The sequence below is a fragment of the Nostoc sp. JL23 genome (assembly GCF_017115065.1).
Lineage (GTDB): Bacteria > Cyanobacteriota > Cyanobacteriia > Cyanobacteriales > Nostocaceae > Nostoc > Nostoc punctiforme_A.
This window is the reverse complement of record NZ_JABXKN010000128.1, coordinates 29116-46679: the sequence shown is the minus strand read 5'-3', so window position 1 is coordinate 46679 and position 17564 is coordinate 29116. Positions and strand designations below refer to the sequence as shown.

Annotated in this window: 15 protein-coding genes; 9 read left to right on the top strand and 6 right to left on the bottom strand. The window is 42.7% G+C overall.

Annotation, left to right across the window (positions count from 1 at the left end; translation table 11 throughout):
- The first annotated feature begins 27 nt into the window (after positions 1–27).
- Positions 28–960, top strand: coding sequence for a hypothetical protein (locus tag HWQ42_RS26365; RefSeq protein ID WP_292817171.1), 933 nt, complete (start codon positions 28–30; stop codon positions 958–960).
- 56 nt (positions 961–1016) lie between these two features.
- A complete protein-coding gene (locus HWQ42_RS26360; RefSeq protein WP_292817169.1) occupies positions 1017–1298 on the top strand; it encodes a type II toxin-antitoxin system Phd/YefM family antitoxin in 282 nt (93 codons plus the stop codon).
- Positions 1299–1301: 3 nt separating this feature from the next.
- Here the strand turns inward: HWQ42_RS26360 and HWQ42_RS26355 are convergent, their stop codons facing one another.
- Complete coding sequence (locus HWQ42_RS26355) at positions 1302–2522, bottom strand: ABC transporter substrate-binding protein (protein ID WP_292817308.1); 1221 nt, start codon at positions 2520–2522, stop codon at positions 1302–1304.
- 227 nt (positions 2523–2749) lie between these two features.
- Here HWQ42_RS26355 and HWQ42_RS26350 point away from each other — a divergent pair, with 227 nt between their 5' ends.
- Positions 2750–4189, top strand: coding sequence for an MFS transporter (locus tag HWQ42_RS26350; protein ID WP_292817167.1), 1440 nt, complete (start codon positions 2750–2752; stop codon positions 4187–4189).
- A gap of 85 nt (positions 4190–4274) precedes the next feature.
- Here the strand turns inward: HWQ42_RS26350 and accD are convergent, their stop codons facing one another.
- The 5 genes from accD to HWQ42_RS26325 form a co-directional block, all read right to left on the bottom strand.
- Positions 4275–5225 (bottom strand): acetyl-CoA carboxylase, carboxyltransferase subunit beta, encoded by a 951-nt coding sequence (gene accD / locus HWQ42_RS26345; protein ID WP_292817165.1) that lies wholly within the window; start codon positions 5223–5225, stop codon positions 4275–4277.
- A 604-nt stretch (positions 5226–5829) separates the two neighbouring features.
- Entirely contained in the window at positions 5830–6657 is an 828-nt protein-coding gene (locus tag HWQ42_RS26340; protein ID WP_292817163.1) for an A24 family peptidase, read from the bottom strand.
- Between the two features lie 116 nt (positions 6658–6773).
- The gene (locus HWQ42_RS26335; protein ID WP_104908437.1) at positions 6774–7034 is read right to left on the bottom strand and encodes a hypothetical protein; all 261 of its coding nucleotides are present in this window, start codon (positions 7032–7034) and stop codon (positions 6774–6776) included.
- A 90-nt stretch (positions 7035–7124) separates the two neighbouring features.
- Positions 7125–8213: a 3-isopropylmalate dehydrogenase gene (leuB, locus tag HWQ42_RS26330; RefSeq protein ID WP_292817161.1), complete on the bottom strand. Its 1089-nt coding sequence runs from the start codon at positions 8211–8213 to the stop codon at positions 7125–7127.
- A gap of 141 nt (positions 8214–8354) precedes the next feature.
- Positions 8355–11105: an HAD-IC family P-type ATPase gene (locus HWQ42_RS26325; protein ID WP_292817159.1), complete on the bottom strand. Its 2751-nt coding sequence runs from the start codon at positions 11103–11105 to the stop codon at positions 8355–8357.
- Positions 11106–11696: 591 nt separating this feature from the next.
- On the opposite strand from HWQ42_RS26325, the gene HWQ42_RS26320 reads away from it, so the two are divergent.
- From HWQ42_RS26320 to HWQ42_RS26295, 6 genes are all read left to right on the top strand, one after another.
- The gene (locus tag HWQ42_RS26320) at positions 11697–12122 is read left to right on the top strand and encodes a universal stress protein (RefSeq protein WP_292817157.1); all 426 of its coding nucleotides are present in this window, start codon (positions 11697–11699) and stop codon (positions 12120–12122) included.
- Between the two features lie 811 nt (positions 12123–12933).
- On the top strand, positions 12934–13398 hold the full coding sequence (locus HWQ42_RS26315; RefSeq protein WP_292817155.1) for an SRPBCC domain-containing protein: 465 nt from the start codon (positions 12934–12936) through the stop codon (positions 13396–13398).
- Positions 13388–14047 carry a reverse transcriptase domain-containing protein gene (locus HWQ42_RS26310; RefSeq protein WP_367119069.1) on the top strand — a complete coding sequence of 220 codons (660 nt, stop codon included), beginning with the start codon at positions 13388–13390 and terminating at the stop codon, positions 14045–14047. The genes HWQ42_RS26315 and HWQ42_RS26310 overlap by 11 nt, the downstream gene beginning before the upstream one ends.
- A 150-nt stretch (positions 14048–14197) precedes the next feature.
- Positions 14198–14878 (top strand): two-component system response regulator RppA, encoded by a 681-nt coding sequence (gene rppA, locus HWQ42_RS26305; RefSeq protein WP_292723872.1) that lies wholly within the window; start codon positions 14198–14200, stop codon positions 14876–14878.
- A 150-nt stretch (positions 14879–15028) separates the two neighbouring features.
- A complete protein-coding gene (locus tag HWQ42_RS26300) occupies positions 15029–16309 on the top strand; it encodes a HAMP domain-containing sensor histidine kinase (protein WP_292817153.1) in 1281 nt (426 codons plus the stop codon).
- A gap of 297 nt (positions 16310–16606) precedes the next feature.
- On the top strand, positions 16607–17557 hold the full coding sequence (locus HWQ42_RS26295) for an ABC transporter ATP-binding protein (protein ID WP_292817151.1): 951 nt from the start codon (positions 16607–16609) through the stop codon (positions 17555–17557).
- The last annotated feature ends 7 nt before the right edge of the window (positions 17558–17564 follow it).

The window sequence follows — 17564 nt, the reverse complement described above, 5'->3', positions numbered from 1 at the left end:
ATTTAGTTTCCTTGGGATGCTCACAAAATGTCATATACAGCCTACTTACGCTCGATTAAAAGTAAACTTCAAAGAACTGGTAAAACTCAAAAAAGCCTACGAGTCAAAACTATCATAGAACAGTTTGGCTACCAGCGTAGAAGTCAATCATTCATAGATGATTTTAATACTGCTCTTGATGAATTGGGGCTTTGTGCAAATCCTCAGTTGGATTTGCATATTCCGTTAAATACTAAAATAGCTATTTCTATTAAAGGTGTAGAACCAACAAATGAAGTTGCTGAATCTCAATCAATTTCAGCCAAACTAAAAGAGGCAATTTCAGTTAAACACGATTTTTTCTACTACTTGTTTGATTTTGGCTCTGAACAAGAATATGAACGATTCCAAGCGTGTTTAGATTCTCACCAGCCAGTAGGGATTTTTTTGATTCCGCAAGTAGAAGATTTCTTCTGCGATATTGTTGTCAAAATCTTTAATTATGAATTAATTAGAAAATCTCAATATGGAGGCTACAATAGTATACCCAAAGCTGCTACTAGGAAAATCCCTACAAGTATTGTCTCAGAAGATAAGGATTGTGAAGACGAACAAGAAAATCCTATCTCTGATGCTAGTATTTTTCAATTTTATCGCTCAACTATGACTAGCATTATACTTGGCAATACTGGTTTAGAGTTGCTTGATTCCGAAAAATTCGATCGGCAGTTTGAACAGATATCCCTATATGCCAATAAATATAATTCCGAACAATTTTTTATTTTATTTCATTGTCCATCGGCATCAGAACGAGAGAATCGGGAGCATCCACTTGTGGAAGAAACACTGGGCGATTGGAAATCGCGGCTATATAGACTAAACCAGCCTGCTTTGGGTTTTATAGAGTCCGCGCAGGCGGACGAAAGTTTGTATAGCCCCAGACTTTTTACTAATGGCGATCGCAGTAGGTCTTGGTCATAGCCGATAAGTATTGAGCAATAGTTCATGCTATGTCCTATTAGAATATGACTATAATCATGACTACGGTTATTATGAAATCAATTTCCAAAAGTAAACTCAAATCTCAACTTCTTGAGTTCTTACGACTTGTAGAGTCCGAAGGAGAAGAAATTGTAGTTACCGATCACAGTAAACCAGTCGTGAAAATTTCCAAATACGCACAAGCACTTTCAACAGAGGAGTTATTTGGGGAAATGCGCGGTAAAGTGAAGTACTTTGAGGATTTAACTATACCAACCACTGAGGAATGGACAAGAAGTGATTTGGTAGAAGCAAGAAAGATTGCTTACTTAAACTAAGCATTACTCCATGGCTTTAATTTGCTGATTTGCTTCATTCTCTGCCTTCAGCATCGCCTGCTTTAATGGCTGTTGCCCCAACAAGGCGCTGACAAACTGGTTATCAAAATTATTCACGATCGCACCTGGATACTGGCCTACTTGCCACGGTGTAGCATAATTAACTCCTGCCACTAATGGCGATCGCAACGGGTCTTGGTCATAACCCAAATTCTTTGCCACTGATTTACGTGTTGGCAAAGCAAACCCTGTTCCTGTCCACTTTTGCATTCCTTCTTTACCTGTGAGATAAGAAATCAACTCCCAGGCTTCGGCTTTGTGTTGTGCTTGCTTGTTCATCACATAGGCAACTGTAAATACCATCGTGCCTTTTTTGTTATTAATAGTAGGCACTGGTGCAGTAGCAAACTCTACTTGCGGAAAGGTTTCAGTTAAATAGGGAATTGCCCAGTTACCTTCAATCACCATTGCCACTTTACTCTGACCAAACATTTCACTACCTGAGTTTGTTCCCACATCAGATTTTTGGGCAGAGGAGCGGTCTTTTTGATACTGGTTTACTACCAACTCTAAACCCTGCAAACCTGCTGCACTGGCAAAAGTAGCATAACCATTTCCATCGAGAAGTTGTCCACCAAAGGCTTTAATTTTATAAGCTTGACGCGCTAATTCTGGAATTTCCCCAAAGCCGTATTTGTTAAGCTTGCCTGTCAATTGTTGCGAGTAGTTACGTAATTCATCCCAAGTCGCTGGCGGATTACTTAAGCCTGCGGCGGCGAAAGCTTTTTTGTTATAAAACAGAGCCAGGGTTGAATAGTCTTTGGGAAGACCGTAAATCTGATTTTGGTATTTAAAACTGTCAAGTAAGGCATCCTCAAAATCCGTTAGGTCAAATTCGGGGGTAATGTAACTTTCTAACGGTTCGAGGACATTCTGACTCATTAAGAAAGGAGCTTCCAGCGCATCCAGATAAAAGACATCGGGCGCAGCTTCCCCAACTAAACGAGTTTTAATTACATCCATGTATTGGTCGGAAATTACCTCATATTTGACCTTAATAGTTGGATGTTGTGCTTCAAAGTCTTGCAGTACTTGTCTCAAGAGTTTTTGCTCAACGGGAGAGCCTCCCCAACCACTAAGTTTGATGGTGACTGCGGTAGATGCTAACGGTTTGCTTGGCAATTGTAGGCTTTGACAAGCAATAATAGCGATCGCGATCGCCATCACCAAAGCCAAAAAATTAAATAATCCTTTATTGTTCACAAACAAATAATATTCTCTTTCCTCGCTTATACCTTGTGTTATTAAGGAATGATATTTTACTTATTTGAAATTTTGGCTGAAAATTGCAAGCTAAAATAACGAAAAATTATCAGCAATGCTAATTAAAGCATACTGAGTCCCTTTGCAACCTGATTTGTCCGAGGATACTTCACCCATAATTTATGTTGATGGATTCTGTTCAGATTGAAACAACTGCACCACTAACTCTAGAATTTCCCCAGATTGCCTCACCACCAACATCAATCTCTCCAAACTCTCGAATACCCAAAGATACTATTCGCACTAGTTTAAAAGCTTCCACTGCGGATTCTGTCTTAGCATCGGTTTACTCTCTTGGAACTGGCGGGATTTTACTCAGCAATTTATTGGTGGAATTGGGTGCTAGTCCAGTGGTATTTGGGATGCTGTCTTCTATTCCCATGTTGGTCAATCTCATTCAGCCGTTGGGTGCTTATTTGTCGGAACGCAGCACCAGCCGCTTTCAATATTCGCTTCGGACACACGGAATTGGTCGGCTGCTATGGCTGATTTTAGTAATTGGTATTGCCAGCGCTAGCTTGGGAGTGGTTGATGCTCACCAGTTAGTCATATTGACACTCTTGATTGTTTTATTGAGTAATCTTTTAGGAGGGCTAGGAACTGCATCGTGGCTCAGTTGGGTAGCAATGATAGTTCCCCGACAATTACGAGGCAGGTTTTTTGGAACACGCAATAGTGCTGCTAACCTTACGACTTTGGTTTGCGTACCAATGGCCGGTCTAGTTGTATCACATTGGTATGGGGGATCTCTACAAGGCTATGGGATAGTTCTACTGGTAAGCGTTGTGTTTGGGATTATGGGATTAGGGTGCCAGTATTTCCAGGTGGATATGAATCCGCGATGCCTAGGGCTGCAAGCTACGCAAAACACTTATTATGGCAAGTTAACTCAACCAAGTGAGATTCAATCAGAGGTTGTAAAAGAAGAATCTTCTGAAGTCGCTCAATCAATTCATCCACGACAAGAACAGTCAACCAACAGCATCTGGAAAAACTCTAACTTTTTGATTTTTCTGCTGTATTTCAGCTTTTGGGCGCTTGCTGTTAACCTCAGTAGTCCTTTTTTTAACCTCTATATGCTCGACACGCTGGATTTGGATGTGAGCTATGTGACTATCTACAATAGCTTTCAGGCGGCGGCGACTTTGCTAATGCTTATCCTGTGGGGAAGATTAGCAGACAAGATAGGCAATCGTCCCATTCTCATCTGTATTGGGATTTTGGTTGGAGTCACCCCACTTCTCTGGCTAGGAATTGGTGCTAATCACCTTGATATCTGGTTGTGGCTACCTCTATTACACATTTTGGCTGGAGGTACTTGGGCGGCCATTGATTTGTGCAGCAATAATATACAATTAGCGATCGCACCAACTAAAAATCAGTCTATCTATTTTGCGATCGCAGCTGCCGCTGCTGGTGTAAGTGGTGCTTTGGGCACAACTATAGGCAGTTTCATCGCCCAATTTGCCCAGTCTGGAGGTTTACTCAGCTTGTTTGTCCTCTCTGCTCTATTCCGACTAGTAGCCCTTGTTCCGCTCATGTTTCTCCAAGAGCCAGGTAGAGGATAAGAGGGATGAGGAGGACAAGGTAGTATTTTCTCCCTTGTCTTCCCCTGCTCCCTTGTCTTCCCCTGCTCCCCCTGCTCCCCCTGCTTTATTCTGCTGCGGTAGAAGTCAAGGACATTGTTTCCCACAACACCATGTGAGGTGTTGTTAATACAGGCTGGTGTAGAGCAATCAGCTGGGCTAGGGTGTTCTTTAATTGGGTACGGGGTACGATATCATCAACAAAACCATGCTGGAGCAAATCTTCAGCAGTCTGGAAATTTTCGGGTAGTTTTTCCCGCAGGGTTTGCTCAATCACTCGCCGACCAGCAAAACCAATGGTTGCCTTGGGTTCTGCCAAAATTATATCGCCCAACATTGCAAAACTAGCGGTAACGCCGCCCGTTGTCGGATTGGTCAAAACTGGAATATATAATAATCGGGCGTCTTTATGACGCTGTAAGGCTGCGGAGATTTTCGCCATCTGCATCAAAGAGAGCATACCTTCTTGCATTCTCGCGCCACCGGAGGTACAGACGATAACTACAGGATAGCGTCGTTGAGTGGCTTGCTCAATCATGCGGGTGAGTCTTTCTCCCACGACGGAACCCATACTACCACCCATGAAGCGGAAGTCCATAACCCCAAGGGCAATAGGCAAACTATTGATTTGACCTAAACCAGTTCTAACTGCATCTATTAAGCCAATTTTATCTTGTGTTTCCCGCAAGCGATCGCTGTAGAGTTTGCGATCGCGAAATTCTAGCGGATCAGTTGGACGCAAATGCTCATCCAGTGGTTTCCAGGTATTGTTATCTATCAATTGACGGATGCGCTCATCACTGTCTACCCGATTGTGATGACCACATTCGACACAAACCATCTGATTGGCTTTCAGGTCTTTTGTATATGCTAATACGCCGCATTTAGAACATTTATGCCACAATCCATCAGCAATTTCACGTTCTTGGCGTTCGAGGCTGGTAGATCCTGACTTCCTCCGATTTGCAAACCAATCAAATAAAGACTTTAAACCACGTGATTCTTCGTTGTTAGCCATTTTTTATTTTATTTTAAGTGGGTATGAGGTCGAAAACATGTCAAACCGTATTGGGTTGTCCTGAGTCATTAGTCATTTTTCTTTATTAAGACTAATGGCTACATCGTTAAACTACGCTTTTAAGCAATTCAGACCTTAATTTTCATCTTTGGTTGCCAGCTTAACGAAAATACTTATACCAATACAAGTCTCTTGCTCTTTTTTTCAGCAGACTTAATTATATGGACGTAGTGACAAAGCCATGAGAATACCAACCTCCAAATAAGATGCTCTCCCCCTCCCACCTAAATCAATTATTCGTATTGCTAGGTTCTGAACAATCAGCATCTGTTGTACTAGTTGCGCTTGCCAACGGTTAATCGTCGTTAAGAGGGTAATACAAGTCACAAGCTGAATATTATCAAAATGTGAAAGGTAGATGGGGTAATGTTGGTTACAGTCACGAATTATAAATATTTCTTATGAAAGGGCATTAGTTATGGGTATGGGGCATTGGGCATTGGGCATTGGGAATGGACAAGGTAGAGGGGGGAGCCGAGGAGAGGCTTGTTCAATAATTCCCCCTTGTCCCTTTGTCCCCTTGTCCCCCACTCCCTACTTCAATTCAAGACGCTGGAAAAAATAACCGCAGGTAGCTAGACAAAATAGCTTCGCCGCTAAACAGGGTAATCACAGATCCTAAAGCCAGAAAAGGGCCAAAAGGTATTTTTTGTCCTAATTTTTGTCGCGATCGCTGCATAATCAAAACACCGATGCCAATTAATGCTCCCAACGCACAGGCAATAAAACTAGCCAAGAGCAAATGTTTCCAGCCTAGCCAGGCTCCCATCATGGCTGCTAACTTGGCGTCACCTGCACCCATTGCAGTTTTACCAAAGGCAATTGAACTCAAGAGGGCGATCGCATCAAACAGCCATAAGCCTAATACTGCGCCAACTATAGCCATTATCAGGTGATTTACCAATGCTACAAAACTACCTTCTGGTAGAAAACCAACTACCATTTGAAACAAAATCCCCACCACTAAACCCGACTGAGTAAGTGGATTGGGTAGGGTCATTGTATCTAAATCGATGAGTGATAGCGCCAATAACCAACTACAAAAAGCCCAATAGCCTATTGTTAAAGTCGAAACTTGAAATACCAAAAAAATTAGTAAAAAAATTATGCCCGTTACCCCTTCTACCACGGGATAACGGACAGAAATTTTGCTTTTGCAATATCGACACCGCCCTCTTAAAGAAATCCAGCCGAACACTGGTACATTGTCGTAAGCTTTTAGCTGGTTTAAGCATTTAGGACAACGAGAAGGCGGCCAAAGAATTGACAACCCGGCAGGTAGGCGATAAACAATAACATTGAGAAAACTACCAATAGATGCACCCAAAGCAAAGACCATTACACTCGCCGGGATGGCGAACAAAATGTCCATACAGTCATTTGTCCTTTGTCATTTGTCCTGTGTCATTTGTGCTTTGTCATTTGTCCTTTGTCAATAACTAATGACCAATAACTAATGACCAATGACCAATGACCAATGACCAATGACTAATACATGTGCGATTCAATTTGACTTAAGGGTACAAAACACTCTTGAGGTAAAAGAACTGGTTGGTTAGTAAAAATAACCTTACCTCGATGAGTCACACGATTAATTGCTACACCGGAAGGTTGCCCAGCTATTTCGGGATGGACTTCACAGTGAGTATAGTATATCTGCCCAGCAGCTCTGATTACAGCAGGATCAATCAAAGGCGATTGGTTCTTTGGGGCGGTAAAATTTACTTGTCCTTGTCGTAATGCGTACACTATCGACTGTTATTTGATTGCTAGATTTCCCTTTAGTCTACCCGAAACTTATGGCAAAGGTTGCCAAATTGCCCAAGTTGCTCTACAAAATTATTTTTGTTCGATAGCTTTGATGAGTGAGTCTCCCATAGCGCGGCAACCGAGGAGATTTTTTCCTGGAGAAATTATATCTCCTGTGCGATCGCCCTGCTCTAAAACTTGCAATACGGCTTGTTCGATCCGATCTGCTGCTTCTGGTTGGTCTAAACCGTAGCGTAACATCATCGCCGCACTCAAAACCTGTGCTAGAGGATTTGCCTTATCCTGTCCGGCAATATCTGGGGCAGAACCATGAACTGGTTCAAACACACCGGGCCCAGAAGCACCCAAACTAGCTGAGGGTAACATTCCAATACTACCCGTGAGCATGGCGGCAGCATCAGAGAGAATATCACCAAACAAGTTGCCTGTGACGATGGTATCGAACTGCTTGGGAGCGCGTACCAACTGCATCGCAGCATTATCTACATATAAATGAGAGAGTTCGATATCTGGATATTCTTGAGAAAGTTGGATGATGCGATCGCGCCACAACTGAGATACTTCTAATACGTTGGCTTTATCTACTGAACAAAGTTTTCCACCACGTTTCCGGGCTGCTTCAAAGGCCACTCGCCCAATGCGTTCAATTTCCGATTCAGTGTAAACCATTGTATTTACACCACGTTTCTCACCGTTTTCTGTAGCAAAAATACCTTTAGGTTTACCGAAGTAAATCCCACCAGTGAGTTCGCGCACCACCATAATATCCACGCCTTCGACAATTTCGCGTTTCAAAGTTGAGGCGTCGATTAGCTGGGGCAAAATTTTCGCTGGGCGCAAATTGGCAAATAATCCTAACCCTGCACGCAGTCCTAACAAACCTGCTTCTGGGCGTAAATTGGATGGCAGGGAATCCCACTTATAACCACCAATCGCTGCGAGTAATACAGCATCACTGTTACGGCAAGCCTCTAGAGTGGCAGATGGTAGGGGTTCCCCTGTGGCATCAATTGCTGCACCACCGATCAGGGCTTCTTGGAATTCAAACTTCAGATCAAATTGCTTCCCTACGACTTTCAGCACATCTACCGCCACTGCCATAATTTCAGGGCCAATGCCATCGCCGGGGAGTAGAGTAATGCGGTAGTTCTGGGTCATAGCTGGTTATTACTAGGTAAATGCTTTCAGATCAAATATCATACCTAGCAAAATGTACTGATGGAGTTTTTAATTTATTTGGGTGTAGCTCTAACGTAATCATCTGGCATTGGATGAAACTACTAAAAAAGTCCTATATCCCTAGTTGAGCGGATCGAAACGCTGCAAGATGAGAGCTATGAACACCACTGGCAAACCTACACCCATACAAATAAGAGCTTGGATAAATGTTAAAGGTGTGGTGTCAAACACTTGATTCATCATGCTCCACTGACTGAACAGACATTGTAAAATCACCACAACCACAATTCCGATCGCAGGTGCATAGGCTACGGGTGTGCGTTTACCTTGTATTCTCACGACTAGAGATGGTAAAAACTGGGTAATGCTTAACAGGTAAAAGACTTCTGCTGCCACCAATCCATTAATCGCCATCGTGCGAGCTAAGGCTTCATTGCCTGTAGTTTGAAATATCCATTGAAACACCCCAAAAATTACCAGCCAATTGAAGACGGAAATCGCGATGATGCGCTGGAGTAAGCCACCCGATAAAAGTCTTTCTCTGGGGTTGCGCGGTGGTTGTTGCATCACCTGTCCAGATTTTGGCTCAAAGGCAAGGGGGGCAATTAACGCTATTGAACTGACTATGTTGAGCCAGAGAATTTGGATTGGTAAGATGGGAAGCACGGTGGCCAGGAGAATGGCAATCAAAATTGTCATGGATTCTCCCACGTTGATCGGCAGCAAGAAGGCGATCGCTTTTCGTAAGTTGCGATAAACCCCACGCCCTTCCTCCACAGCAGCTTCTATTGAGGCAAAGTTATCATCAGTTAGAAGCATATCCGCCGATTCTTTGGCAACCTCTGCCCCGGCTATACCCATTGCTACACCAATATCCGCCTGTTTGAGAGCGGGAGCATCGTTGACACCATCTCCAGTCATGGCAACAATTTCACCCTGAGACTGCAACGCTTTCACCAGATGCAATTTTTGTTCTGGAGCAACTCGCGCAAATACCATACCTTGTTCAGCCGCTTGGGTAAATTCATTTTCATCCATTTGAGCTAATTGCTGTCCGGTGAACACCTGTTCTTCAGTCGAGCAAATTCCCATTTGCCGGGCGATCGCAGCTGCTGTTAGGGCGTGGTCGCCTGTAATCATTTTTACCTGAATCCCAGCAGATTGACAGGCTTTTACTGCGGCGCTCGCTTCCTCACGAGGCGGATCGATTATGCCCTGAAGTCCCAGAAACACCAGTCCTCGATCGATATCATTGCGATCAAAGGATCGCTTAGTGGCAACTTCTTTGCTGGCAAAAGCTAGCACTCGCAACCCTTGGTTTGCCATACCAGCAACTTCCTGTTCCACTGCGGCAGGATTGAGACGAGCGAGTTGTCCTTGAGAATCGAACATGCGATCGCATCGTTGGAGAATTGCCTCTACAGAACCTTTGAGATAAATCATCTTCAGCGATCGCTTTGCATCCAATTCATGCAAAGTCGCCATGTACTGGAATTGAGACTCAAAGGGAATGGTGTCTATTCTGGGTAATTCTTGCTCTAGATTCCCTTGCGTCAATCCCGCTTTATTGGCAGCCGCAATCAATGCTCCCTCAGTTGCGGTTCCTACTAAGTCCCACTGTCCGTCTCCCCATTCGATATGAGAATCATTGCACAGCAATCCTGCTTCCAGGGATTCCCAAAGGGCAACATGTCCATCTGCATTGAAATCAACAGGCTGTTGATTGACCAGGATTTCACCGTCTGGGGCATAACCAATACCGCTAACGGTGTAATGTTGTCCACCTGCATAAATCTTTTGAACCGTCATCTGATTCTCAGTTAACGTCCCAGTTTTGTCAGAACAAATAACAGTGGTACTTCCCAAGGTTTCCACAGCCGGTAGCTTGCGAATAATCGCCTTACGTCGTGCCATCCGCGAAACTCCGATCGCTAAAGTGACGGTAACAATTGCAGGTAATCCTTCGGGAATCGCGCTGACTATCAGAGCCACACTCGCTTTGAAAACATCAATCCAAGATTCGCCCTGTCCTAATCCGACTGCAAATGTCAGGGCAGCTAAACCTAAAATGACATACAACAAGCTTTTGCTAAACTTGTCAATATTTCGCGTCAGTGGTGTTTTCAGATTTGTGCTGCTTTCAATTAACTGCGAGATGCGACCGGTTTCAGTGGCATCTGCGATCGCTACTACAATCCCTTCTGCCTGTCCAAAACTAACGAAACTTCCGGTATACACCATATTGCTTCGTTCGGCTAACGGTGTTTCGACAGCCAGCGATGCCGTTGCTTTCTCAACCGGAACGGATTCGCCTGTTAAGGCAGACTCATCAACTTGCAACCCACGCACACTTAATAACCGCAGATCGGCGGGTACTTTATCCCCAGATGCCAGCAATACTAAATCACCTAGAACAAGTTCAGTCGAAGCCAGACGGGTTTTTTGACCATCGCGAATCAAAGTTGCTTCGGTAGTGACAGCTTTGGATAAAGCAGCGATCGCGCCTTCTGCTTTCGATTCTTGAATGTAGCCAATGATGACATTAATCAGGGTGACACCAAAAATTACTCCCGCATCTAGCCAATCTCGCAGCAGCAGCGTCACCACTCCCGCCGTCAACAAAATATATAGTAGTGGTTGATTAAATTGCTCTAAAAATCGTAGCCAAGAACTTTTTCCACTTTTACCAGTCAGTTGATTTGCACCCATCTGCTGGTGTCGTTTCGTAGCTTCTTCATAGGTCAAACCTGCTTCGGGATGGCTGGCTAACGTTTGCACAACCTTTTGTTCGCCTAGAGTATGCCATTCATAGTTGAGTAAATCTTTTGTTGTCTGGGCAAAAGTATTTGTAGCGATCGTATCTGCTGTCATTTCCATCTCCAAAAAATAATTAGTAACTAAGAGGATGTTTGAAAAGTCATGATTGATGTATGAAATATTTTTTACCCCACCCTAACCCTCCCCTTGAAAAGGGGAGGGAACCAAATTTTCCGGTTTCCCCCCTTTATAAGGGGGGATTAAGGTGGGTAATAATTCGATTTAAATCACAGCCAACCACTTTTCAAACAACCTCTAAGACTCATCAGATTTAATCTGGATTTCTCTGTTTGAATCTGTATCTTTCTTTTTTCAAATTGGTGTTATTACGATAATTTTTTGCTAAGTTCATAAATATGCCATTTCCGCACACCCCAGTTACAGAAAGTCGATTCCGCTTGCCAGATTTCATCTGCTGTTCCTTAGTTTTATAGTATGAGCATGAACCGTATCAGTTCGGATATTCGTTTTAAACCTCAATTGGGTTAGTTTCGTTTCTCTGCTTATTTCCCAGGATTACTGATGAATGTGAATGAAAAGTGAATAAATCGTTTATCCTACTTAATTTCACTTTTAAATCACATTTGTCCCTTAAGCTAAGAGACAACATTTCTGGAATGAAGTAATTGATTATTGGAGTTGGAGATGAGCTTTAAGAAGATTTTGGTGGCGGTCGATGATTCATCTGCTACTGCAACAGTGTTTGCAAAAGCGCTAGAGTTAGCCCAAAGAGATGCTGCTCAGTTAATGATTTGTCACAGCATTGAGCTAGCAACTTCTAGTCAACTCACTGTAAATTTAGTAGACCTGGAAATAGAAACACAACAGGCACAAAGTTTACTCCAGTTCTACTATCAAAAAGCGAAAATACAAGGCAGTATGGCAGAATCCAGTTATCAAACAGGAGATCCTGGGACTAACATCTGTGATTTAGCCCGGAGTTGGGGAGCAGATTTGATTGTGCTTGGTCGTAGAGGACTTAAAGGATTTGCCGAACTTTTAGCAGGAAGTGTGAGCAATCACGTAGTTCATCACGCTCCATGTTCCGTCCTGGTTGTTCAAGGTCAATAGTTCCTTCAGAACCATACCTGTCAACTTAACGTAATGACGTGATATTCAATTCTCTGGCTTCCTATCACCATTCGCATCACCCCACCCTAAACCACTGCTTGAATTCAATGAACGATACCTCCAATTCAATAAATGACCACCCGAATTCAATAAACGACCACCCGAATTCAATAAACAACCACCCGAATTCAATAAACGACCACCTGAAATCAATAAACGACCACCTGAAATCAATAAATGACCACCCGAAATCAATATATTTATTGCATAAATTCTCAAAACCTTACCTGAAACCTGATTTACTAAGGTTTTAGCTTTAGTTTTACCCCACCCTAACCATCAGTGCAATTAAGTAGGTAATGTTTGGGATTTAAGAAGAAATTCGACTTGTGTGTACACGGTAGTCTTGTCAAGAGGAGGGAAAAAATTTCCTGTTTCCCCCCTTGACAAGGGGGGATTAAGGGGGGTAAAACGCCTGTGGGACATGCATTTGAGCTTAAGTTGACACCAATGCTTCACAACTGTCTACTAACCACCAGAATTTTGCTGTTAAAACGTGAGTTTTCTACGAATAGTATTCATTATGTTTTACAAGAAACAATCTAGTTTTCTCGTAGTCCACCAAAGAAACTTTATATGGTTTATTTTATGGTAGGAAAATCAAGTTATTTTCTCCCCATGCTTCCCCTGCTTTATCTACCTACCTTCACCCGTAATTTTTGGGTTAGTCGATTACTAGGACTAGAATACATGGGGTTGTTTTTAGCAGGAATAACCGTTTTAATTTTGGTTTTCCTATCAACTCATACCCATGAAAATCTACACTGAAATTGAAATTCAGGCATCCGATGAGCAAGTCTGGAACCTACTCACTGATTTTGCCAGTTTTCCACATTGGAATCTGTTTATTCGTCAAATTAGTGGTTTGCTGAGTGAAGGGGCACAGCTAACCGTTCACTTTCAGCCTCCGGGTAGACATATTGTGACCTTTCGACCTACGGTGATTACGGTAGAACCTAATCGCAAATTGCGCTGGTTATGGCACTTTTTGATACCAGGGTTATTTGACGTTGAACATAGCTTTATCATTGAACCGTTAGCAAGCGATGTCTACGACGGGCTACGCCTGCGCGTCCGCTTCATTCAGCAAGAATCTTTCCAGGGCTTACTAGTACCTCTGCTGGCTCGTCGATTAAATATTGACGTTCGCCAAGGGTTTGAAGCCATGAACCAAACATTAAAAACCAAGGCAGAATGTTCTAAATATAGATATTAAAGATTTTTTCTCTTCAATCAATTTTGGTAGAGTTCGCGGTCTTTTGATGGCATCTCCATATAATTGCACAGAGGAAATTGCGACAGTATTAGCTCAAATATGTTGTCATGAAAATAAGCTACCGCAGGGTGCTCCGACATCGCCAATTGTCTCAAATATGATTTCAGCTAGGTTGGATTCCCAGCTACAACGTCTTGCAAAAAAGTATCACTGTATTTATACAAGGTATGCTGATGACATCACATTTTCAACTTCTAGACCAAAATTTCCTGGACATTTAGCTTGGTTTTCAGAAGAAGCAGAAAAGTTAATTATAAGTGATGACCTCAAAAAAACAATTGAGGATAATGGTTTTATTGTTAATGAATCTAAATCGAGATTATACAGTAAATATAGACATCAAGAAGTTACTGGTATAACAGTTAATAAAAAACTTAATGTAAAACGTAAATACATTCGTCAAATTCGTGCAATGCTTCATGCTTGGGAAAAATATGGGCTTGATAATGCTCAAGCTGAATTTTGGAAGCAATTTGATAATAAATCTTCCTATCAAAAAAAACAAAAATCATTTCAATTTATTATTAAAAGTAAGATTGAGTTTGTTGGCACAGTTAGAGGTAAAGACGACCAAATATACTTATACTAATACGCCACACACTACACCTGCTTCTAATTTTGCTAGGTCACACTTCATCTATATCCTAATGGGGTAGACAATCCTCTGAAATCTTACTGATGAAAGACGTTGAGATTGCTTCAATAGATTATTCTAAACAAGCACAAGTGTATAAAGGTGATGAAAATCTTACTGGTAGAGGATGATCCAAAGCAATTAATGCCGCTGCAAATGGTTCTCTCTCAGGCGGGACACAGCGTCGATGGTGTCAAGGATGGTGAAACTGCTCAATGGCTTTTGGCTGAAAAAGAATACGATCTGCTGATTTTGGATTGGATGTTACCTCGGATTAGTGGAGTGAGTTTGTGTCAACAGTATCGGGCGGCCGGAAAAACAGCTCCCGTATTAATGATTACGGCAAAAGATACCACACCCGATAAAGTCATAGGATTAGATGCCGGAGCAGATGATTACCTCGTCAAACCGATTGATATCGTGGAGTTCATGGCACGGGTGCGGGCATTGAGAAGGCGATCGCCCCTTTGGCAAGGAGACACCCTCTGCTTGGCAGACCTCGAACTTCATCTCGATAGACTAATTTTGGAGCGACAAGGGGCGATCGTATCGCTTTCCAGCCAAGAATTTCAGTTGCTAGAGTACTTCATGCGTCATCCTAAGCAAGTCCTGACTCGTAACCAGATTGAGCAAGCTGTATGGGAGTGGGGTAGTGAGCCAGAAAGCAATGCAATCACCGTTCTAGTTCGTAAACTTCGCCAACGTTTGCAAACATTAGCAGCAGCCGATTGGATTGAAACTGTTTACGGTATGGGCTATCGCCTCAACCCTCCAGAACCATCTTGAAACTTGATAGTGGCTGAGATGGAGAGTAGGGAGTAGTGTGGTTCAATTATTTGAAAAGTCTTGTAATTACGTTAGCGTAGCGGTAGCGAGTCCGCGTTCGCGCAGCGTCTCGTAGAGAGCGTCATTATGAATTACGAATTAGCATAAGTTGTGTTTAACCGCAGTCGTCGTAATTTAGCTCGTTGGTTTACCCTTTCAATGGGGTGCATTCTGATTCTCTTTGCTGGAGTCATTTACAATCTTGAGGTAAAAGACAAGCTCAAAGCATTAGACAAACTGCTTTATAAAAGAGCAGAGCTAATGGCAGCCAGTTCGCAATATCGGCTGGATCAAGGACAAAAAGAAGTCGATCTGAGCAATATACCGCTATTGGGTAGTGGTTCTCACCCTGCTGATATTGAACTAGTTTATATTCGTTGGTATGACCCAAATGGCAAAATCAATCGTTTTTTTGGTACTCCACCTCCACAAAAGTTAGAAATAGCATCTGAGTTTCTCACGATTAAGTCCGTTGACCAGTTTACAAGTGAGACGCTTTGGCTGCGTCAAGTCACGCTACCTGTTCAAGGAGGAAATTCGGTTATCGGTTATCTGCAAGTTGCTATCCCTCTGACAGAAACTCAAAACGAACTCAGAGAATTTCAGTTAATATTGACGCTGGCTGTGCCTGTAGCACTGGGGTTAATTGGACTTACAGGTTGGGTACTTAGTGGCATAGCTATGCAGCCTGTTCAGCTAGGCTATAATCAACTACAACGCTTTACATCAGATGCTTCTCATGAGTTGCGATCGCCCCTTTCTGCGATTTTGACTAATGCCCAAGTTGGGTTACTAATGGCAGCAGACCATCCTCAAATCCATCCCTCAGTGGAGAACATCATCGATAGCGCTAAGTCGATGAGTACTTTGGTCAATAACCTACTGCTGTTAGCTCGGCATCAGGGAAAATTAACTCCCGAATCTCTCAAAAAGGTTAATCTTAATAGCTTGTTAGATAATTTAGCTATTTATTACAATACTCAAGCTGCAAAAGCGTCGATCAAGTTGATCAGCCATTTACCAGAACAACCCATTGAGTTGTGGGCTGACCCCGATTTGCTGCGGCTAGCTGTTGAAAACTTGCTCAATAACGCCTGTAATTACACTCCGTCTGGTGGAACTGTCTGGTTACGCTTAGAATCTCACCCAGATCGGGCAGTAATTCAGGTCATTGATACTGGAATTGGAATTCCAGAGGCAGATTTACCTTACATTTTTGATCGCTTTTACCGAGTTGATACAGAACGTGCCAGAGAAAGCGGCGGATTTGGGTTGGGATTAGCGATCGCTCAACAAATTGTCCAGGCTCACGGCGGTAACATTCATGTGATGAGCAATGAGGGTAAAGGCTCAACGTTCCAGATAAAGTTACCGCTGATGAGCCATTCCTAAATCACCTTTAAGAAAACATTTATATTTGTATTTGCCTAATAACATCATCCCACTACTATCAGAAATAACTTGACACTAGTGGTCGTTTTCATAAGTTTGTAGTAGAACTAAAGTCTCAACTAGAAAAGTATTTACGCCTCTTCATAAATGTATGTAAAAGTAGGCAGGGTATATACTTCACCTACTTTTTCATGTCGCTATTTTTCTGAAAGCTAGTTTCAATTTCTGAAACCAGCCTGACAAAAGCTGTAAAAAAAGTTAGGTTAACTGTTAATCACAAGCCGCACCCCAGCCGCGATGGTAAAAGAATTAGCAATTTGCACCCGTGGACTAACTAAGCAATTTGACCGGCACGTTGCTGTCAATGATGTTGATTTAGAGATTCAAGCGGGGGAAGTATATGGACTGATTGGGCCGAATGGCGCGGGTAAAACAACTCTCATCCGAATGTTGGCAACTGCTGAGGAACCAACTACGGGTGAGATTTATATTAATGGCGATCGCTTACTTCGTGACAAGAGTAATCCCAAACTTAAGCGTCGTCTAGGCTACTTACCCGATGACTATCCACTGTATGAGGATTTGACAGTCTGGGACTACCTAGATTATTTTGCACGTCTCTATCGCTTGCGAGAACCACGCCGCACTCAACGCCTACATGAAGTTTTAGAACTCATCCAACTTGGTAATAAACGCCACAGTCAGATTTCTACTCTGTCGCGGGGGATGAAACAGCGCTTAAGTTTAGCGAGAACCATTATCCACGAACCGATTTTACTACTACTAGATGAGCCTGTTTCTGGGCTTGACCCCATTGCCAGGATGCACTTTCGCGAAATCATTAAGGCTTTGCAAGAAGCTGGGATGACTGTAATTATTTCTTCCCATGTTCTCAGTGATTTAGCGGAACTGTGTACATCTGTAGGAATTATGGAACTTGGTTTCTTGGTAGAAAGTACCTCTTTACAACAACTTTACCAACGTCTTTCCCATCAGCAAATTGTGATATCAACTCTGGGGAACCTAGAGGCACTTTTAAAGGAATTGAAACATCATCATTTAGTAGATGAGTGGGAGGTAATATCAGGAAAAAATAGCGTGCGGGTGAATTTTTCGGGCAAAGATGAAGATAGTGCTGAGTTGTTGCGATCGCTCATCAAAGCAGATATTCGCCTGACTGATTTTCACTGCACCCAAGAAGACTTAGAAACTATTTTCTTAAAATTAGGTCACAAACAAGCATCTTAATTCGTCA